Below are 21,965 nucleotides of genomic sequence, written 5' to 3' on the forward strand. Positions count from 1 at the left end.
GAACTAACAATTTAAAAACAAAACTAGTTCAAAATATTTTTTGCCTTCTAAACGACTAAAAAAAAAGTTTGAACGGTATAAATTAACCTAAAAAAAGGTCAACCTATATCAGTATAATACATTACAGATATTAATAATACTTCAGCTTGTATGAATTTTATTCAACAAGCTAAAAAGCATCATATAAAACCAGTTGTCGGTGTAGATTTTAGAAATGGAAATTCACAGCAGTTTGTTGCTCTTGCAAAAAGTAACAAAGGTTTCGAAAATATCAACAAATACCTTTCTCATTTTTTAGAAACTAAAACACAGATTCCAGATCAGCCAGAATTTTTAGAAGATGTTTTTATAATATACCCTTTTGAAAAAGTATTAGAATTAAATTTAAAGATATTTAGAGAAAATGAATTCGTTGGTGTTTCTGTTGCTGAAATTAATAAACTTCGTTTTTCATATTTAAAAAAGTATGAACATAAACTTGTAATACAACAACAGGTTACCATTCGTAATAAAAGTGATTTTAATGCACATAGATTATTGCGTGCAATAGGTAACAATTTGCTGTTAAGTAAATTACCGGTTACAGAACAATGCTTACCTACAGATAAAATGTATTCAGCAACAATATTGCAACAACATTATAAAGAGTTTCCCTTTATAATTGCAAATACAAAAGCATTATTGCAACAATGTAACGTGAATTTTGGTTTTGATATTGAAAGAGAAAATCAAAATAAGCAATTGTATGGCAACAGTTTTAAGGAGGATTGTGATACATTATTAGAACTTTGCAATGCAAAGATCAATAAACGTTATAAAAATATAACAAAAGGTGTAAATGATAGGCTTCAAAAGGAATTAAAAGTTATTATTGAATTAAAATTCGTTTCTTTTTTTTTAATCAATTATGATATTATTAGTTACGCTAAGAGCAAAAATTATTTTCATGTGGGAAGAGGTTCTGGTGCAAATAGTATTGTTGCTTATATTTTAGGAATTACAGATGTAGATCCTATTGAATTAGATTTATATTTTGAAAGGTTTATTAACCCTTTTAGAGCTTCTCCACCAGATTTTGATATTGATTTTTCTTGGAAAGATAGAGACGATGTTACCAAGTATATTTTTAGACGTTTTAAAAATACAGCATTATTAGCAACGTATAATAGATTTAAATATAAAGCTGTAATAAGAGAGTTGGGAAAAATTTTCGGTTTACCAAAAGATGAAATTGATAAATTAAGTAAAGGAATAAAGCATAAAAAGAGTATTGCAACTCCATCTGTAATAGCAAAAAATGGCTTGCAACAGAACAACAACAACTTAGCAACAAAGCAGCAACAAGCTGAAATAGGCAATGCAATAGTTTATCAACAACAAGAAATAGACAGTATTTCAAAGTTAGTTTTAAAGTATGGTAAACTAATTGAAGGTTTTCCTAACTATGTAAGTGTACATTCTGCTGGGATTTTAATTTTAGACAAACCTATTCATTACTATTCAGCAACAAGTTTACCTCCAAAAGGTTTTCCAACTGTTCAATTTGATATGAATATTGCAGATGATGTTGGTGTTTTTAAGTTTGATATTTTAGGACAACGTGGTTTGGCAAAAATCAAAGAAGCGTTAGAAATTATAAAAATAAATAGACCAAATGATCCTCCTATAGATATTACAGATGTAGAGAAGTTTAAAAAGGATAAAAAGATAAATCACTTATTAAAATCTGGTGGTGCAATAGGAGCTTATTATGTAGAATCTCCTGCAATGCGAGGTTTGATGCAGAAATTACAAACACAAGATTATTTAGGTTTAGTGGCTGCAAGTTCTATTATTAGACCTGGTGTTTCTGGATCAGGAATGAAGGAGGAGTATATTAAAAGACATCGTTATCCAGAAAAGCGAAAAGAAGCTAATCCTATATTATTAGAAATTATGCCAGAGACTTATGGTGTAATGGTGTATCAAGAAGATGTAATGAAAGTTGCCAATAAATTTGCAGGTTTAACTTTAGGAGAAGCCGATGTTTTGCGACGTGGAATGAGTGGGAAATACAGATCTTTATCAGAGTTTAAAGCAGTAGAAGATAAGTTTATAAATAATTGTAGAAAAAAAGGATATAAGGATAATTTAATTTTTGAAGTTTGGAATCAAATTAAAAGTTTTGCGGGTTATGCTTTTGCAAAAGGGCACTCAGCTTCTTATGCAGTAGAAAGTTACCAAAGTTTGTTTTTAAAATGTTATTATCCTATTGAATTTATGGTAGCAGTTTTAAATAATGGAGGAGGTTTTTATTCTGTTGAACATTATATTCATGAAGCAAAAATGCAAGGCGCAATTGTAGAATTACCATGTATAAATAAAAGTAATCATCCAAATATTGTTATTGATAAGACTATTTATTTAGGTTTTGGATATTTAAAAAGTCTAGAACATTTAACTATTCAAAGACTATTAACTGAAAGACAATTAAATGGAAACTTTACTTCATTAGAGAACTTTATAGATCGTGTTGTAATTAGTATTGAACAACTTACTATTTTGATTAGAATAGATGCTTTTAAATTCACAAATAAAACTAAAAAACAGTTGTTATGGCAAGCTATTTTTAAACTGAAAGCCACAAAACAAAAATCAAAACAAAAAGTACTCTTTCAAACTGAACAGGTTAGGTTTGAACTTCCAAAATTAGAATCACATTGGTTGGAAAAAGTATATGATGAAATGGAGTTGTTGGGTTTTACAATTAAAGATTATTTTAAGTTGGTTGTAGAGCCATATTTACCAAGTGTAAAAGCCAAAGAAATGATTAAGTATGCCGACAAAAAAGTATTGATTTATGGTTTACTCGTAAACACTAGATATAATAAAACCTCACAGGGTAAACTTATGCGGCTTAGCACTTTTATTGATAGAGAAGGTAATTATTTTGATGCTGTTCACTTTACAGATGTTATGCATCAATACCCAATAAACGGAATGGGAATTTATGGTTGTTATGGTAAAATTACCAATAGATATGGTTTTTGTAGTATGAACATAATTCAATCTAAAAAAATGAGTATTGCTGGTGATCCAAGAAGTTAGATTATATTTTTAAAAACCATAAAGTAATAATTATTACTTTATGATTTTATAAATTAAAGAATTTGCAGGCAAAACTTAACTTTTATACTGTATGATATTTAAAGTTATTTTAGAACGCTGGTTTTGAATCTATCCTAAACCATTTACAAAACCTCTTTTCATGAATTTTAATTCTATCAACTTTACCATAATTATCCTCTAAGCCTTTGGATACATAAAAACAATGAGCACGTGAAGCTCCAATTATACCTTTATATTGCCAAACATACCGTCTTCCTGAACTTCTAATATGATGTCTTAAACCTAGCCAATGTGGTCCTTCTAAATAAAATTCTCCTTTATTTAAAGATTCAATTGCTTCCTCAAAAGACATGTTTTCTTGGTTGTCATTATCTTCCATTTGAGCTCTTTTTGCCATAGCGGTAAATGCAATGTTTGCAAAATCAAAAATCTCTTTACTTTCAAGTTGAATAAATCTAGAATTGTCAATTCCGGCTTGTATCTCTTCTTTACTAATAGATAATTCAAACCCATCTCTCATTAAAATATTACATCTATTATCAACCCAACTTGTTTGGAAAACATTTTCGAGGCCAAAAATTTCTACACTTGCCTTAATAATTGCAATTGATACACAATTTCCAGTTCCACCTTGTCTAAAAGCTTTTATAATTTCTCTATTTTCCATATTTAATTTTGTTTATTTAAAAATTTCTCTGCGTTATTGTAAAAAAAATCTTCTTTAATCGTTTTAAAATTTTTGAATTCTTGTCTATCTAATATCTTCGTAAATTCTTTTGAATAGTTTTTGTAAAGGTTTCCTTTGTGATTCATTAATACATGGAAGTCACTACCATACATGATCTTTTTCTTAAAATCAAAAGGTTTATCAATAGTATTAAAAATGCTTACTAAACGTTTAACAAAATTATTTACCTCACTTTTACTTTCTATGTGATCTAAAAAACCAACTTCTGTATATACATTTTCATAATCTTGACAAAGTTCTACTACCTTTTTGGCATAAGAGCTTTCTGGTAAAGCATTATCATTGTTAACTATTTTATCGAACCAACCATTTACACCTCCAGCATGACCTAAACATAATTTTAACTTTTTAAACTTTTTTAAAATAACCTCCCAATTTTTTGGATTTGCATTTTCCCCAGCTCCTTTGTAAGCTTCAAATCCTGTTGGTGTACAGTGGGTAAAAATAGGAATACCTTTTTCTTCACAATATTCAAATAAGTCTTCACTTTGAATTGGATTATATCCTAAAGGGGGATAAAATTTTATACCTGTAAATCCTTTACGAATTGCTTCTTTTACTAGCGCCATCCTGTTTTCTCTTTCAGGATTGTACCCAAAGAACCCAACTAATTTATTAGGGTTTTGTTCCATCAACCTAAGCATGTTATTCATTTGTTCTTCAATTTTTAGATGTGGTTTTGAAGAGAAATCACCTTTACCTGGAAAGTAAAATTCGGTGTCAAGCATGTGGAACACAAATTTATTTACATTAGGATAATAATACCTTAAACTCTCATATGTTTTAGACTCTCGTTTAGTCATAAAAATAAACCAACGTAAATAGGCAAAACCTTTAAGCGCTTTATTTATTAACCATCTAATAGGTTTAAACATTGAAGGTTCTTCATTATTTAAAATTTTTCTTAACTGTTTGTCATTATTTATTTCTTTTCCATACTCTTGAATTGCTTTTTCTAATAGTTCACTATCCCTTATTTCATCATTCGATTCTGCATAGTATGTTATTTCTTCAATTAAATCTTCATCTTCACTATCAAAAAAAACTTCTAAATTGGGCGTACTTAAATATTTATAATTTTTATTTATCTGAACCTCTTCATCAAAAGATTCTCCTGTAATTTTTAAAAGAAGAAACTCTATAAGTTTTGATGTATTTTCACCTACACCTCTTGAATTTAATACACCCCAGATAGGTAAATATTTTAAATTAAATACATGGGTGTGAATATCTATTGTTTTATTTTTATCGAAGCTCATCTTTATTTGTAAAACTAATAATTATAGTTCTATCATATATACCTATGAATAGGTATATTTAGTAATAGCAAATTTTTTATTGTTATTATTTTTTTTTTGCAAATGAATTAAGGACTTTAAATAAGAATAAAACCTTGAAGAGAAGTAGATAAAAATTATGAGTACTAACATTTTAAACAAACTAAACAATAAAAAAAATTAAGAATGCCTTTTAGTTCAAAAACGGACGATAATTTTACTACAAATCAATTGAGTTTTACTCAACCAACTTTGATTTAGAGAAAATAGCGTTTAAGATTTACAATTATGGATTTCCATAATTCTATATCGGTTCGTTTGCTTACTTTAGGGCTTGAAAAGAAATTGCTATCATGTATGAATAAAAAAGATTTAAGCGAAAGAGATATTTGTACCAAGTTTATTAATCCTGCTATTCAAAAAGCAGGTTGGAATATGAGAACTCAAGTGCGTGAAGAAGTCTCTTTTACTGATGGACGAATTATCGTTCAAGGTAAACTATATACAAGAGGAAAAAACAAACGAGCAGATTATATTCTTTATTATAAATCAAACATTCCTATTGCAATTATTGAAGCAAAAGACAATAAAAAAGCAGTCGGACATGGAATGCAACAAGCGTTAGAATACTCAGAAATTTTACAAATCCCATTTATATTTACTTCCAATGGAGATTCTTTTGTTTTTCATGATAAAACAAATACATCAGGTGAATTAGAAAAGGAATTAACTTTAGACAACTTTCCTTCGCCTGAAACATTATGGCAGAAATACTTAAAGCATACTGAAATTGAAACTCCAGAAGCTAAAGCCATTGTAGAAAAAGACTATTACGCTGATGATAGCGGAATGACGCCAAGGTATTACCAACAAAACGCAGTGAATAGAACGTTAGAAGCTGTAGCTAAAGGTCAAAACAAGATTATCTTGGTCATGGCAACAGGAACAGGGAAAACCTATACTGCATTTAATATTATTTGGCGTTTATGGAAAACAGGAGTTAAAAAACGTATCTTATTTCTTGCAGATAGAAACGCTCTACTAACACAAACAAAAAACGGAGATTTCTCCCCTTTCGGAAATGATATCATGCATATTATTAAAAACCGAAAGATTGATAAATCCTATCAAATATACTTCGCATTGTATCAGGGTCTAACAAGTACAGACGAAGATAAAAACGCATACAAAGAATTTAGCCCAGACTTTTTCGATTTAATAGTAATTGATGAATGTCATCGAGGAAGTGCAGCAGAAGCTTCAGCATGGAGAGATGTATTAACCTATTTTGATTCTGCAACACAAATTGGTTTAACAGCAACTCCAAAAGAAACTAAAGATGTTTCTAATATGGATTATTTTGGAGATCCTGTTTATAATTACTCTTTAAAACAAGGTATTGAAGATGGCTTTTTAGCACCTTATAAAGTAGTACGAATTACAACTAGTGTAGATGAAGGTTGGAGACCTACTGCAGGTTTAATTGATAAATATGGAAATGAAGTAGAAGACCGTATATACAATTTAAAAGATTACGATAGAAAATTAGCGATTGATGAACGTACAGAAATTGTAGCAAAAAAAATCACAGAATATCTTAAAGCTACAGACCGTTATGCAAAAACCATTGTGTTTTGTGTAGATATAGATCATGCTAATAGAATGCGACAAGCGTTGATAAATGAAAATGCAGACTTAGTTGCTAAACATTGGAACTATTGTGTAAAAATTACTGGTGATGATGAAGTTGGAAAGCAAGAATTAGATAATTTTACAGACGTTGAAGAACGTTTTCCTGTAATAGCAACAACGTCAAAAATGCTAACTACAGGTATAGATACTAAAATGGTTAAGTTTATTGTTTTAGAATCCAATATTCAATCGGTTACAGAGTTTAAACAAATTATTGGTCGTGGTACTAGAATTAGAGAAGCAGAAGGTAAAGTGTTTTTCACGATTATGGATTTTAGAAAAGCAACAAATATTTTTGCAAGACCAGATTTTGATGGTGATCCTGTTCAAATTTATGAACCACTACCTGATGAACCTGTAATACCACCAGAAGGGGAAGATACAACAAAACCAGATAATGGAAAATCAATAGATCCTGAGGATTTTAGACCGACAACTCCAGATATTGATATAGATGACACCACAGATGGTGTGGCAAAATATTACGTCAACCAAATACCTGTAACTGTAGTTCATGAACGTGTTCAGTATTACGGAAAAGATGGAAAACTAATTACAGAATCATTAAAAGATTACTCTAAAAAAAATATTGAAAAAGAGTTTTCATCATTGGATGATTTTATTCAAAAATGGAATGACTCCGAAAAGAAAGAAGAACTCATAAAAGAGTTGGCAGAACATGGTGTCTTATTAGAAGCATTGCGTGAAGATGTTGGTTTAGATTTAGATGATTTCGATTTAATATGTCACATAGCTTATGATCAACCACCATTAACAAGAAAAGAACGTGCTAACAACGTGCGCAAACGAAACTATTTTGCAAAATACAGTGCAACTGCTCAAAGAGTATTGTACAGTTTATTAGATAAATACGAAAAAGAAGGCATTACATCCATAGAACAAGGATCTGTATTAAAAGTACAACCTTTAAGCCAAATGGGGTCTCCTGTAGAATTAGTGAGAGCTTTTGGGAAAAAGAAAGATTTTGACCAAGCAGTAAAAGAATTAGAAAACGAAATATATAATATAGCTTAATGAGTAACATAACAACAAACATAAAAGGCATACGCGATATTATGCGTAAAGACACAGGAGTAGATGGAGATGCACAACGTATCTCACAAATGGTGTGGATGCTTTTTATGAAGATTTTTGCCGATAAAGAAGAAGAATGGGAAATTACAATTAATGGTTACCAATCGCCAATTCCTGAACACTTAAAATGGCAAAATTGGGCAGCAGATGATGAAGGCTTAACAGGCGATGCTTTAATGGAGTTTATAGAAAACGAACTCTTTCCTGCATTAAAAGAATTAGATATTACATTAAGTCCACAAGCTAAAATTATTCGTTCGGTATTTGATGATACGTATAACTTCATGAAAAACGGAACACTCTTTCGTCAAGTCATCAACGTGATTAACCAAATAGATTTTAACGACTCTAAAGAAAGTCACGTATTTAACGATTTGTACGAAACCATATTAAAAGACCTGCAATCTGCAGGTTCTTCAGGTGAGTATTACACACCAAGAGCCGTAACGCAGTTTATGGTAGATATTATTAATCCGCAATTGGGCGAAAGCGTATTAGATCCTGCTTGTGGTACAGGTGGTTTTTTAACTTGTACTATAGACCATGTTAGAAACCAAGTAAAAGATTATACCCAAAGAGACGTATTACAAAAATCGATACGTGGTATAGAGAAAAAACCATTGCCGCATTTACTGTGTACTACCAATTTAATGTTACACGGTTTCGATTTACCAGTAGTTCGTAGAGATAATTTACTAAGCAAACCCTATGCAGATTGGGGAGCCAAAGATAAGTTAGATATTATACTCTCTAATCCGCCTTTTGGTGGTGTAGAAGAAGATGGTACCGAAACCAACTTCCCTAAAAAGTTTAGAACCAAAGAAACAGCCGATTTATTTTTAGCCTTAATTATTAAGCTCTTAAAAGATAAAGGGCGTTGTGCAATTGTATTACCAGATGGTACTTTGTTTGGCGAAGGAATGAAAACACGCCTAAAAGAAGAGTTGTTAGACAAATGTAACCTACATACCATTGTACGTTTACCAAATGGCGTTTTTAACCCATACACCAGTATTAAAACCAACTTGTTGTTTTTTGAAAAAGGAACACCAACTAAAGAAGTTTGGTATTACGAGCACCAATACCCAAAAGGAGCAGTAAGCTATAACAAAACCAAACCGATTAATATTAAAGAGTTTGATGTAGAAAAAAAATGGTGGAATAAACGTGTAGAAAATGAATACGCTTGGAAAGTATCTATTGAAGATATTAAAAAACGTAATTACAATCTAGATATTAAAAACCCACACCAAGAAGTAGATAACTTAGAAAGTCCTGAAGTTATTTTAGAAAAATTTAGAACTACGGAACAAAAAATTTCTAGCATACAAGACGAGATTATTAATGTATTAACGGAAGCTTTAAAGTAATATGCAACTACTACAACACTTTAAAGAACTAACCATTCGTCCTAAAAATGCGAAAGAATTAAAAGGATTGATTTTACAATTGGCAATACAAGGGAAATTGACTGCGAATTGGAGAAAACAAAATAAAGATATTGAACCTGCTTCGGAATTATTAAAAAGAATACAAAAGGAAAAGGAACAACTTGTTAAGGAGAAGAAAATAAGAAAGGAAAAGCCTTTACTTAAAATAACTAAAGATGAAATCCCTTATTTAATCCCTAGATCTTGGGCTTGGTGCAGAGTTGGAGAATCAGGTTATACACAAACAGGAAGTACACCTCCAAAAAAGAATCCTGAGAATTATGGAGATTTTATTCCATTTATAGGACCTGCTGATATTTCAAATCAGTCAATGAAATATCCAATTGAAGGATTATCGGAATTAGGAATTTCGGTTGGAAGATTAATTCCAAAAGATTCTTTAATGATGGTTTGTATTGGAGGAAGCATAGGAAAGTGTAATATTAATGAAATTGATGTTAGTTGTAATCAGCAAATAAATACTTTAACACCAATATTAATCCCACCTTTTTATATAAAAACAGTTTGTCAATCGCCTTTTTTTCAAAAAAATGTTTTAGACAAATCATCAGGTTCTGCTACTCCAATTATCAATAAAGGAAAATGGGAAGCTTTACCAATCCCACTTCCAACACTAGAAGAACAAAAAGAAATCGTAAAAGTAGTAGAAACCCTTTTTAAAGAAGTAGAACAATTAGAGCAATTAACGGCAGCACGTATTGGATTAAAAGAAGATTTTGTAACATCAGCATTACAACAACTCACTACCAATAACGCTAACCAAGAATGGACTTTTTTACAAGACCATTTTAAAAGTTTCTTTAATGAAACCACCAACATTAAAAAGTTACGAGAAACGGTTTTACAATTAGCTGTACAAGGGAAACTCACAGCAGATTGGCGTGCAAATAATCCTGATACTGAAGATGCTAGCCAACTCTTAAAACGCATACAAAAAGAGAAAGCGCAACTCATCAAAGATAAAAAAATAAAGAAGGAAAAAGCATTACCAAAAATCACGGAAGATGAAATTCCTTATGAGTTACCTGAGGGTTGGGTTTGGTGTAGGTTTGGAGAACTTGCTCAATATCAAAAAGGTTATGCATTTAAATCTGTTAATTATAAAGATCAAGGTTTGATGATTACAAAAATCAAAAACTTAACAGATAATCATACTAATAACTCTGTTTATATTGATACCATACGTTTAGAAGATTTAAAACAATATATACTTCTGAAAAATGATGTTGTTATGACTACCGTTGGGAGCTGGTTTTCAGCTCCTAAATCAGCTGTAGGGAGGTCTTTTATCATTAATAAAATGTTTGATAATTCTTTGTTGAATCAGAACGCTGTTAGAATTAGATTTTATGAAGGACTTGAGCCTATGTATTTATACACTTGTATAAATTCGGGAACATTCAAGAAATATTTAATTGAGGAAGCTCAAGGAACAGCTAATCAAGCTAGTATCACCCAAAAAAGTATTAAAAATTTTGTGGTTGGTGTTCCACCACTAGAAGAACAAAAAGCTATTGTAGAAAAAGTAAATGCTTTAATGGGTTTATGTGATGCTTTAGAGCAAGAAGTACAACAAAGCCAAGAACATATTGAGATGTTAATGCAGAGTGTTTTGAGGGAGGTTTTTGAGGGAGATAAATCTGATATTTAGGATTGATAATGATAAAATATACGCAAGAGTTAAAGTCTAAACTTTTCAGAGAATTAAATAAACAACTTAATGCTTTTAACGCAATAGATGATGACGAATATAATGGGATTGTGAAATTTCTAAATAATATTTGGGATTTAAAAGGGCTACCTTCACCTGACGATACAAGATGGACTAATGCTTACGATGATGCTGTTCAACATCTAATTAACAATGATGATTGGTCTTTTGAATATACATTTTTAGATAGATTCAATTTATTAGAAAATGATGAAGATTTCACAAAGTTTCTAGAAACTGTAGTTCATCCAGATTTTAGGAATGATTTACAGGAAATAGAATTATTCGTAGCGCTTATAAATGTTGAATTAGCAAGTGTTAATTATACTTTAGCTATTTCTGATTATGAAGAAGGTTTACCTATTTACATTTTAAGGGAAAGTAAGAAAAATGATAAGATTGATATATTAGAAAATTCAACACCTTTTGTAGTAGGTCATCATATAAATGAATACCCTTATTTTTATTTACAAACAAATGATTGGGATGATTTTGGAAGTGAAACTACGTTTAGATTATTTTACTACATAAATTCCCAAGAAGTTGAAAAAATTGGAAACGTAAAAATAACAAATGGAGAAAGCGATAAAACAAGAGAAGTAATTGAAAAACAATTTACAACTTTAGACGATTCCTTCTGTTCGTTAGGACAGGAGCAAGAATACTACGAAAACCTTCAAAGGATATTTAGTAATAGATTAACAAGTGTTTTATTTGCTTTAAAGGATGCTGCCTATTTTGTAGAAATAAATGATAAGTTTTCTTCTAACGCTATATATCGGGATTCTTTAACAAGAGGAGATGAGTCAGAACAGCTTTCAAGAAATATTAGGTTAATTTTACAAGGAATAAGTCTTGAGTATAAATACAATTTCAGTTACACATTTACACCTAACTATGCATCAACTCCTGTAGAAATTGATTTAGAGTTTAACGACACTTTAGAGTTTTCGGATAGAATTTTTGCCATAATTGGTAAAAATGGGGCTGGAAAGACTCAATTAATAACAAATTTACCCGTAGATATATCTGAATCTAAAGACAACGCTTTTAAACCTCATAAACCAATATTTAGTAAAATTATTGCTGTTTCTTACAGTGTGTTTGATAGTTTTAAAAAGCCAAATGAAAAAATAGATTTTAACTATGTATTTTGTGGCTTGTTGAATGATGATAAAACTCTTCCTTCAAAGACAGAGAAGAATCAAAAACTTATTGAAGCTTGTAAAAAAATAACATATCATAAAAGGGTTGAGAAATGGCAAGATGTATTATCAAAGTTTATTGATAAAGATGTTTTAGACGATGCTTTTATTATAAATGAATTTTTATCTGGTTATGGTAATGATCAAGGTATTGAGATAAATGAAGCTAATTTGGTTCAAATTGTCGATAAATTAAGTTCAGGGCAAAGCATTATGTTAGAAATAATGACCAAAATAATAGCTAATATTAGATATGACTCCTTAATATTATTTGATGAGCCAGAAACACATTTACACCCAAATGCTATTTCTCAACTCATCAGTTCTATTTATGAATTAGTAGAGTCATTTGACTCTTATTGTTTAATTACTACACATTCTCCTATTATAATTCAAAACATTTTTGGCAAGAACGTATATGTTATGGAGAAAGAAAATAATATTCCTTTTTTAAGAAAAATTGGAGTTGAAAGTTTTGGAGAGAATTTAACGGTATTAACTGAAGATATTTTTTCTAACAGTGAGATAAATAAACAGTACAAAGTGATACTTGATAAGTTGATTGAAAGGTATTATAATTACGAAATTATATTAGAAAAACTTGAAAATGATAATCTCCCTTTAAGTTTAAATGCTAAAATCTACATTAAAAGTAAGTTAATATGAAAAACATAAAGTGTTATCAAAAAGATGCTCTTACTTTTCATAAAGATTTAATTAATTATAGTTTGAATAAAGGAGAGGTTAAAGATAACTTATTAAAAAACGAACTTTCAATAACTAAAACATATATTGACTATAAGGATAGGTTTGATAATTATAATTTGTTTACTATTTCAGCTCACGGTTTTGATGCTGAGGATAAAGTAAATCTTTTAAAATTATATTCTTCACAAAGAAAGTCTATAATTGAGCTTAAAAAAGAGTTGACAACAAATGAATTTAATCAAAGGATAAATACCTGTCCTAATTGCACAATAGAAAAAGTTGCCTCTTTAGACCATTATGTCCCTAAAGATGAATTTCCAGAATTTTCAGTTAATCCAATTAATTTAGTTCCTTGTTGTTCAACTTGCAATTCAAAAAAGAAAGAGAAATGGAAAGGTGATCAAAACTTATTGTTTTTAAACCTTTATTCTGATGTTATACCTAATTCGCAATATTTGTTTGTAAATGTGGTATCGAAGACAGAATTTACATTTGAATTAAAAAATGTATCTAAAATAGATTTAAACCTTTTTAAAGTTATAGAGAGTCATTATAGTAGGTTGAATTTACTCCAACGTTTTAGGGAAGATTCTGATGAAGTTATTTCGGAATTAGAGATATTAATTTCAAGCGCACGTGAATCATTTAATGATGATAAAGAGCTACGTAATTTTATTAATAATCACTATTCAACAATAGAGAAAAGGGATGGTGTAAATAATTGGAAGGTAGTACTTGTTAAAGCAATGCTTAATAGTAATATTTATTTTTAGTTAAAAAAGAAAACAATGTCTAAACCACAAACCATACAAATATTTTTACCAGATGGTTCTCCAACGAGTATTCGCGAAGCAGAAATAACAAATAGATTAGTAAAAGCCATTTTGTTTCCTAGAAATAAAATGCAAGAAGTAGTTAAGCGTGAAATGGTTCATTTTACAGGAGTGTACTTTTTGTTTGGTAATACAGTAGATGGCGCAAAACCTAAAGTATATATCGGAGAAGGCGAAGATTGTTTTACCCGGATACAATCTCACAACCGTAAAAAAGACTTCTGGACACATTGTGTAATTGTATCTACAAAAACAGATGAGTACACAAAAACAGATGGTAAATATTTAGAACATTATTGTTTAGATAAGGCAAAAGAAATTGGTCGTTATGTTATTGATAATGATACAGGGTCTAAGAAACCATCAATTTCAGAAAGTAGAGAATATGATTTATTAGATAATTTTGATACTGCCAAAATACTATTAGCTACTTTAGGATATCCCATTTTTGAAGATAAACGAAAAGCAAAGTCTAATAAAGAATTGTTTTATTGTCAAGGTAAAGGAGCTTTAGCTAAAGGAGAGTTAACAGACGATGGTTTTTTAGTATATAAAGGAAGTACTTCTAGTATTGAAGAAACGAATAGTATTACCAAATGGATTGGTGTTTTACGCAGGCGCTTAATAGACGATCTGATTTTAAAGGAAAATAACGAGGTTTATGAGTTTCAACAAGATTACATATTTAATTCTCCAAGTGCAGCAGCAGCTACTATTTTAGGTCGTAATACAAATGGTTGGACTAAATGGAAAGATAAAGATGGAAAAACCTTGGATGAGTTAAAGCGGAAATAAATGATGACGAATTATAATAAATATGGAGAAGTAGCCATAAATATTGCCAAAGCAAAAGGTAATGAAGTAAAAAAGGCTTTTATCGTCTCAACAAGTTCTCAGAAAAAAAAGTTGTCCAAAAAATGCTTTTTTGGGTTTATGTGAAGAGTGTTTGGTGAAAGGAATACCTAAAGGAGATTACACAAAGTCTGTTAAAAATAAAGAATATGCTTTAAAAGCTATGGCTATTTTAAAACAGAATACAGAAACAACATTTTCAACAAAAGAATTATGGGGTCAATTAGAACTAGCAGATAAAAGACATAATTCTCAAATGGATGTTGTTTTGGCACTTTGGGAGAATGGTTTGATTGTGAAATAAATCAAAATATTGCATCGATAATCTTATGGTAATAATATGAAATATTCAGGAGGAGATATAAAAAGGTTAGGTACTAGAATTGTAGAATTGGAAGGTAAGATTAATTCCAAGGATTTAGCTTTATTACAAGAGTTTAGAACCTCTTTTTCAAAACCATTAACAGATTCTTTTAATAGAATAATTACTATTAAAAATAATGTGAGACAATCTGGTATAGTTGCATTTAGATTAAAAAGGATTAGTACCATTATTAATAAAGCCATACGAGAACCTAGTATGAATCTTTTCAGGATGGGAGACATAGCAGGAATACGTTTGATACTAGAAAACGATAAAGAAGTATATAAAGCATTAGAATTAATCCAAGAGCAATTTGAACAAAGTGGGTCAATTAGAGACTATATTGAAAACCCAAAAAAAATTGGATATAGAAGTATTCACATCTATATTAAGGACAAAGAAACTGGTAAAAGAATTGAAATTCAAATTAGAAGTAGCTCACATCACAATTGGTCTACTTTAGTAGAAATTACCGATTTGCTTTATGATACTAGATTGAAAGAATTGGGCTATGATTCAAATCCTGAGTTTTCCGAATTTCATTCTTTAATGTCTAGTGATAAAGAGCTTTCTGACAAGGAGGCTGATTTAGTTTATGGGATCTTAAAGAAATATAACTTCATAACAGATTTAAGTAAATTGTTTAGAAATAATAATAGAAAAGTTAGGCAACAGTGGGAGAATCTACGAAAAAAAAGCAGGTATTTTTTAATTGAAGTTTCTAAAAATCAAGTCCCTAGTTTAAAAGGTTATCAGAATTATGAAGATGCTGAAAAAGATTATTTTAAAGCTTATAAAAAAAATGAAAATACAGAAATTGTTTTAACAGCAATTAGTAAACCATCCTTTCAACAAATCTGTATTGCTTATTCCAATTATATACTTTCTTATCATACATTTATAAAAGATGTAGAGCCAATTTTAAAAAATCTTGCAATTAGAGCATTAGAAGAAAAAAAAATATCTGTGTTTAAGAAAATTTTTAAAACCTATGAGCAGTTGCAAACAAACTTACTTTTGGATATTTTATTTGAGAATATCAATTTATTTTATGGAGAATTTAGAAATGGAACTTTTGTAATCAAATCCATGAGAAATATTTCAAAATCAAAGGAAAAATTATTAAGAAAAAGGTATAATGAAAATGTTAACAAAAGGGTAGAAAATCATAAAGAATTTATGGTAGCTATTAATGAGTATGTTCCAAACAGTTTTATCTCTAAATTGCGTTTCAATTTGTTTTTTAAAAAACAAGATAGTAGAATGACTAAAATGGTGAAAAATCAAAATATAATTTTTGAAGTAGAATAAAATATGTTCAACAGTTTATATAAATTATATAGAGGTAATAGTAAAAAAACCCCACTAGAAGATTACAACACGGAGTGCTTTAAAGGTATATTAGAGTTTTACCCTGATATTTTAAAATCTTTTATTGAATTTTTAAAATTACCTGAAGGAAATTATAACGTTAAGACACAAGAAAAGCATCACTTACCAAATTACCCGAACTGTATTGTAGATATGGTTTTAGAAAGTGAAACTAATATTTGTTTCATTGAAAACAAGGTAAATTCAAAAGAAGGTTGGGAACAACTAACACGCTACAGTTTAGTTTTAGATGGAATAAAACAAATAGATCCAACTAAAAAAACATATTTAAAATATTGTACAAAACGTGTAGATCTTAAAAAAAATATAAAACATAATTTCACGCAATTTAGATGGTTTCATATAGGTAAATGGTTAGAAAAAAACCATAAAAGTAATGTTATGGCGAATAATTACTTAATTTTTTTAAAAGAACAACAAATGGCAATGGATACATCAATATCAACAAATACAGCAATAACACTAAAGCATTTCTTAAAGACTTACGAGTCAATGGACTTTCACATTAAAGAAGCTATAGCTCCTTTTAAAAAACAGTTCCCAAATGCAAAAATTGAAAAGCAAGAAAAAATATCAAAATTAAGAGAGCATGATAGAGTTGCTCGCTTAATAGTAAAACCTCTTAAAGATAAATCATTTAATTCCGAAATTTTATATTGCATACATTTTGAATTAGTAAAGTTACAAACTCAAATTTGGGTGCATAAAAACCACCCTAAATGCGAAGAAATTGCCAAAAGAGGGAAAGCTTCAGGTCTATTTGAATCAAGTGAAATAGATCAATTTGGATTGTCACTAAGAAATAGCAAAAAGCTATTTCATTTTATAGATAGAGAAAATTCGGATCAAGAAATAAGACAATGGTTTGAAGATAGTTTTATTAAAATGAGAACTTTTATTGACAACAATAAAGATTTAAACTGGGATTTAAAATTTTAGCACATTCTTTCATGGATAAAAATTATAATAATTACGGTTTAGCTGCAATAAAGGCTGCTAAAGAAGGTGAAAATGCTATTGAAGTATGGGGAAAAGCAGTTAAAGAGCTTTTTAAGAGTAAGGATTCTCAGGATAAACCATGTCCTAGAAATGCGTTTTTAGGTTTGTGTGAAGCTGGTTGCGTTAAAGGCATTGAAGTGGGTTTGTATTTTAAAAGAGCAAAACCTAATTTCAATAAACAATATGCTATTAATGCTGTAAAAACACTAAAAGAATACCCTAATCTTTCCAGAAAGGAGTTATGGATTAAAGTTAAAGTAAATCTAGATTTAGGAAATAAAACACATAATTCTCAAATGGATGTTGTTTTGGCGCTTTGGGATGAGGGGTTAATTGAGAAGTAAGAAGTTGAATGGTATAAAAAACAAGAAAATACGATTATGATTACCTATAAAGAGTACGAAAAACAAGTTTATGATTGGTTAAACAATAAGAATAAACAAGATTCTAGTTTCACCTTTTCTTTGAGACAAAATGGTTCTAAAGGAGCCGAATTAGACTACTTTATTGGTACAGAAAAATCTCGTTATTTCGCAGTAACCTTTTGGACATTACCAGTAGGGTTTCCTGGTTCTTCTGGTGATTGTATAGGTTTGGTATTTAAATTATCTGCTGATTATTTAAGATATAGTTATGATTTTAGGTTATCGCAAACAAACTCACCCCATGATGCACAAAATACATCTGCTTTAAACTTAATAAAATCAGCAACTAAAGCGATATCAGATAGTGTTAGCGCTAAATATATTAGTGATGCTAACAATAAGATGTATACTATTAGAACTAAATCAAAACAAGAAGCATATACCAATTTAGAAGATATGCTAAAAGATATTAATGAAGATTTATCTCAACTGATTCCTATTATAAATAATCAAATTAAAGAAGAAAAGAAAGTAAATTCAACTTTTGAAGCTCATAGAATTTCTAAGGAAGAATTTGATACTATGAAAGCTAAACTTGCAGTTAGGTTAGAAAAATATAGTGATTTAAAAAACAAAAACTCAATGGAATTAAATATTATTGATAGTTTGAAAGAAGAATTTATCACTTATTTAGAAGATTCAAATTATGCAGAAAGTACTGTTGAAATTTATTCAGAAAATTTAGAAAAATATTTAGAAGGTTATATCAAAGATAATGACATAGAGGTATTCATTGAAAATGATTATTTAGCACTATCAAAAGTTGGTCGCTATTATTACGATAGAAAAACACATTATGAACATCGAGGTAAAGGACACTCAAACTTTAAGTCTTTTTTTAAACTTAAATTAGATAATTTTAAATCTAAAATTTCCACTACGAGTTCTATATCTATAAACCAGATCCTATATGGTCCACCCGGAACAGGAAAAACTTTTTATTTAAAAGATCAATTATTTGATAAATATACCTTAAAAGAAAATGCAATAACCAAAGAAAAATACTTTGAAGAAGTGGTAACCAATTTAACTTGGTGGCAAGTGATTACTTTAGCACTTATAGAAATTGGTACCGCAAAAGTAAACGACATTTTAGAAAATAGATGGGTTGCAAAAAAAGCAGCATTATCTGAATCTAAAAATGTGAGAGCAACTTTATGGGGAACGTTGCAAATGCACACGATTCTAGAATCGGAAAATGTAGCCTACAAACAACGTCAGAACCCTTTAATTTTTGATAAAACAAATGAGAAAACTTGGCAGTTGTTAGCGGATGAAGTAAAAGAACAAAGCCCTGAAATTTATGATGTTTTAAAAGATGTAAATGACTTTGAATTAAACCCAGAAAAAGTAATCATAAACTACGACTTTGTTACTTTTCATCAATCTTTTGCTTATGAAGATTTTATTGAAGGAATTAAACCAATTTCACCAGAAGAAGGAGAAGAATCGAAAGATTTAGGATATAAAATTGAAGACGGTGTTTTTAAAAAATTATGTTTAAAAGCAAAAAATGACCCTAACAATAGGTATGCTATTTTTATAGACGAAATAAATAGAGGAAATGTTTCTGCTATTTTTGGGGAACTCATTACATTAATAGAATTAGACAAACGCCAGGGTACTAAAAACGAAATAAGCATTAAACTCCCTTACTCCAAAACAGCATTCAGCGTTCCATCTAATATTGACATTTATGGAACTATGAATACCGCAGACAGAAGTGTAGAGGCTTTAGACACTGCTTTACGTCGTCGTTTTGAGTTTAAAGAAATGATGCCAGATTATGCTGTTATTGAAAATAAAGAAGTGGAAGGTATAGAACTTTCAGAGGTTTTAAAAACTATAAATCAACGTATAGAATTATTAATCGATAGAGATCATACCATTGGTCACTCCTACTTTGTAAATGTAAATACGTTAGAAAAATTAGCTAACGCTTTTAACAACAAGATTGTGCCTTTGTTACAAGAATATTTTTATGGAGATTATGGGAAAATTGGGTTGGTACTTGGCAATGGTTTTGTTGAAATAAAGAAAAATGATACTATTGATTTTGCTAATTTTAAATATGACAGTGCGAACGATTTTAAAATTGCTAGTTACGAATTAAATCAAGTTGATAAAAATACGGTTATTGATGCCGTTTTAGAGTTGTTAGGTAAAAAAGAAATTTCTGAATAGCATTGATAAAACAGCATATAATATCCGTTTTCGAATACCAAAAACTATACATCGGTACACAAGGTTTTAAACAAACGCATTTAGATGCGCTTTTAAAACTAAATGAATACCATGATGGTAATTATTTTGAACCTATTGCAAAAGGGATTCGATTTAATCAATATGTTGGTGTTATTCAGGTTGATGGTTTAATTATAGAAATTAATCCAAAAGCTGATAAAGATGATGAAGATTACAAGTGGAAAGGTGTTTTATTAAAAATGCTGAAAGCTTGTGGTAAAATTAAAGCAGACTCTTCTGGAGATGCAAATGTAAAAAGACAACATCTTAATTTATTAGAAATCTATTTTGAGCTCTATTTAAAAGAAGTAGAAAGTTTAGTTAGAAAAGGGGTAATTAAACAATATAGAAAACAAACTAAAAACACAAAAGCACTAAAAGGAAAATTAGAGTTTTCAGGAAATATAAGACATAATATCGTTCATAAGGAACGTTTTTACACCACGCATCAAGTGTATGATAGCAATCATTTTCTACATCAAGTATTGTACAAAGCCTTAACTATTGTGAGTCAATTTACAACTGGTACAAGATTGCAAGACACAACAAATAGAGTTCTGTTAAGTTTTCCTGAATTAGATACTAAAACCATTACTGCAAAACAGTTAAACACCATTATATTAAACAGAAAATCGAATAGCTATAAACCTGCCTTAGATTTAGCACGGTTAATTATTCTAAATTACTCTCCAGATATTGCAAGCGGAAAAGAAAAAATGTTGTCTTTATTGTTTGACATGAATCAACTTTGGGAAGAATATATATTAAAACAACTACAGAAAGCTTGTGAAGGAACAAGTATTAAAGTTTCAGGACAAGAATCTAAATCATTTTGGGGAGCAAATAGTTTAAGACCCGATATAGTTTTAAGAAAAGGAAATCAAACCTACATTATAGATACCAAATGGAAACGACCTTTAAAAAGTTCCGCTTCTGTAAGTGATTTACGTCAAATGTACACCTATTGCCGTTTTTGGGACGCCCAGAGAGCCGTTTTATTATATCCGGGAGAAACTTCTGAAAATAAATTTAAATCGTACCAAACGGATGATTATTCAATCCATAGAACTGAAGAACCTAAAGAAATGGATCATCAGTGTAAAATGGGATTTGTTTCTGTTTTAGATGAAAACCATCAATTGAAAGAAAATGTTGGAATAGATATATTAAAATTACTGGAAATATAGGATCTCTTTTTTTTAATCACCTTACCTACCCTATTGCTTTAGAACGTAGGTAATCTACTTCACTTTTTAATTTCTTCATGCTTTAAAACTTTATTTTTAAAACCCAATTTGCAATTTTACCTTTAGTAAAATATAATTTATTTCCTTTTTTAGAATGAGGAATTAAGTTTGTTCTAGTTAATTTATGAATATATGGTTTCAAATACTTAAATATTCTAGTAACTCATTCACTGTTAATATTTCAGTATAATTAATTTTAGAAATAGATTTAACTTGTATTAAATCTTCAAGTAATTCCTCTATGCAAACTAATCTTAGGCCAATTATTTCTAATGGATTTTCCATTAAATAAAATTTTCTTTAAAAGAAACTACAAATAAAAGAAAGTTTAAAAGTAAAAAAATTGAAGAGTACATCAGATATTACCGACACAAATACCGACACAGAAAAAACATATAAAATGCAAAAACCTCGTAATCAAATGATTACGAGGTTTGAAAGTTGGCCTACAAGGACTCGAACCTTGAATGTCGGTACCAAAAACCGGTGTGTTACCAATTACACCATAGGCCAATACTCTAATGCGGGTGCAAATTTAGACTTTTCTTTGAATCCTACAAACTTTTTTTAATAATTTTTTCATTTAACAAAGTTTTATGAGGAAATATCTCTGT

At 29.5% G+C, this 21,965-nt stretch carries 14 protein-coding genes, 1 tRNA gene and 1 pseudogene; 13 read left to right on the plus strand and 3 right to left on the minus strand.

What is annotated here, in order from left to right; all coding sequences use genetic code 11:
- Nucleotides 1-150 precede the first annotated feature (150 nt).
- Nucleotides 151-3,087 (plus strand): DNA polymerase III subunit alpha, encoded by a 2,937-nt coding sequence (locus SHK09_RS00005; RefSeq protein ID WP_319808709.1) that lies wholly within the window; start codon nucleotides 151-153, stop codon nucleotides 3,085-3,087.
- 109 nt (nucleotides 3,088-3,196) lie between these two features.
- Here SHK09_RS00005 and SHK09_RS00010 read toward each other — a convergent pair whose 3' ends face one another.
- Entirely contained in the window at nucleotides 3,197-3,775 is a 579-nt protein-coding gene (locus tag SHK09_RS00010) for a hypothetical protein (RefSeq protein WP_319808710.1), read from the minus strand.
- A 2-nt stretch (nucleotides 3,776-3,777) separates the two neighbouring features.
- Complete coding sequence (locus tag SHK09_RS00015; RefSeq protein ID WP_319808711.1) at nucleotides 3,778-5,115, minus strand: amidohydrolase family protein; 1,338 nt, start codon at nucleotides 5,113-5,115, stop codon at nucleotides 3,778-3,780.
- A 375-nt stretch (nucleotides 5,116-5,490) separates the two neighbouring features.
- Between SHK09_RS00015 and hsdR the strand changes: the two genes are divergently transcribed.
- From hsdR to SHK09_RS00075, 12 genes and pseudogenes are all read left to right on the plus strand, one after another.
- Nucleotides 5,491-7,860 carry an EcoAI/FtnUII family type I restriction enzme subunit R gene (gene hsdR, locus SHK09_RS00020; RefSeq protein WP_319809330.1) on the plus strand — a complete coding sequence of 790 codons (2,370 nt, stop codon included), beginning with the start codon at nucleotides 5,491-5,493 and terminating at the stop codon, nucleotides 7,858-7,860.
- Nucleotides 7,860-9,290, plus strand: coding sequence for an N-6 DNA methylase (locus SHK09_RS00025; RefSeq protein WP_319808712.1), 1,431 nt, complete (start codon nucleotides 7,860-7,862; stop codon nucleotides 9,288-9,290). Before hsdR ends, SHK09_RS00025 begins: the two co-directional genes overlap by 1 nt.
- Nucleotide 9,291: 1 nt before the next feature.
- Nucleotides 9,292-11,022, plus strand: coding sequence for a restriction endonuclease subunit S (locus SHK09_RS00030; protein WP_319808713.1), 1,731 nt, complete (start codon nucleotides 9,292-9,294; stop codon nucleotides 11,020-11,022).
- A gap of 8 nt (nucleotides 11,023-11,030) precedes the next feature.
- Nucleotides 11,031-12,953: an AAA family ATPase gene (locus SHK09_RS00035; RefSeq protein ID WP_319808714.1), complete on the plus strand. Its 1,923-nt coding sequence runs from the start codon at nucleotides 11,031-11,033 to the stop codon at nucleotides 12,951-12,953.
- Entirely contained in the window at nucleotides 12,950-13,768 is an 819-nt protein-coding gene (locus tag SHK09_RS00040) for a hypothetical protein (protein ID WP_319808715.1), read from the plus strand. Before SHK09_RS00035 ends, SHK09_RS00040 begins: the two co-directional genes overlap by 4 nt.
- Before the next feature lie 15 nt (nucleotides 13,769-13,783).
- Nucleotides 13,784-14,623: a GIY-YIG nuclease family protein gene (locus SHK09_RS00045; protein WP_319808716.1), complete on the plus strand. Its 840-nt coding sequence runs from the start codon at nucleotides 13,784-13,786 to the stop codon at nucleotides 14,621-14,623.
- Nucleotides 14,624-14,714: 91 nt separating this feature from the next.
- A pseudogene (locus SHK09_RS00050) lies at nucleotides 14,715-14,984 on the plus strand (DUF6979 family protein); the annotation flags it as partial.
- Nucleotides 14,985-15,020: 36 nt separating this feature from the next.
- Nucleotides 15,021-16,355, plus strand: coding sequence for a hypothetical protein (locus SHK09_RS00055; RefSeq protein WP_319808718.1), 1,335 nt, complete (start codon nucleotides 15,021-15,023; stop codon nucleotides 16,353-16,355).
- Nucleotides 16,356-16,358: 3 nt separating this feature from the next.
- Nucleotides 16,359-17,375, plus strand: coding sequence for a PD-(D/E)XK nuclease family protein (locus SHK09_RS00060; protein WP_319808719.1), 1,017 nt, complete (start codon nucleotides 16,359-16,361; stop codon nucleotides 17,373-17,375).
- A gap of 11 nt (nucleotides 17,376-17,386) precedes the next feature.
- The gene (locus SHK09_RS00065) at nucleotides 17,387-17,779 is read left to right on the plus strand and encodes a DUF6979 family protein (protein WP_319808720.1); all 393 of its coding nucleotides are present in this window, start codon (nucleotides 17,387-17,389) and stop codon (nucleotides 17,777-17,779) included.
- 36 nt (nucleotides 17,780-17,815) lie between these two features.
- Nucleotides 17,816-20,044, plus strand: a complete 2,229-nt coding sequence (locus tag SHK09_RS00070; RefSeq protein WP_319808721.1) for an AAA family ATPase — start codon at nucleotides 17,816-17,818, stop codon at nucleotides 20,042-20,044.
- Between the two features lie 2 nt (nucleotides 20,045-20,046).
- Nucleotides 20,047-21,291 carry a 5-methylcytosine restriction system specificity protein McrC gene (locus tag SHK09_RS00075; protein WP_319808722.1) on the plus strand — a complete coding sequence of 415 codons (1,245 nt, stop codon included), beginning with the start codon at nucleotides 20,047-20,049 and terminating at the stop codon, nucleotides 21,289-21,291.
- A gap of 501 nt (nucleotides 21,292-21,792) precedes the next feature.
- Here SHK09_RS00075 and SHK09_RS00080 read toward each other — a convergent pair.
- A tRNA-Gln gene (locus tag SHK09_RS00080) sits at nucleotides 21,793-21,864 on the minus strand.
- Nucleotides 21,865-21,965 lie beyond the last annotated feature (101 nt).

This window comes from Polaribacter sp. PL03, from assembly GCF_033875165.1.
Lineage (GTDB): Bacteria > Bacteroidota > Bacteroidia > Flavobacteriales > Flavobacteriaceae > Polaribacter.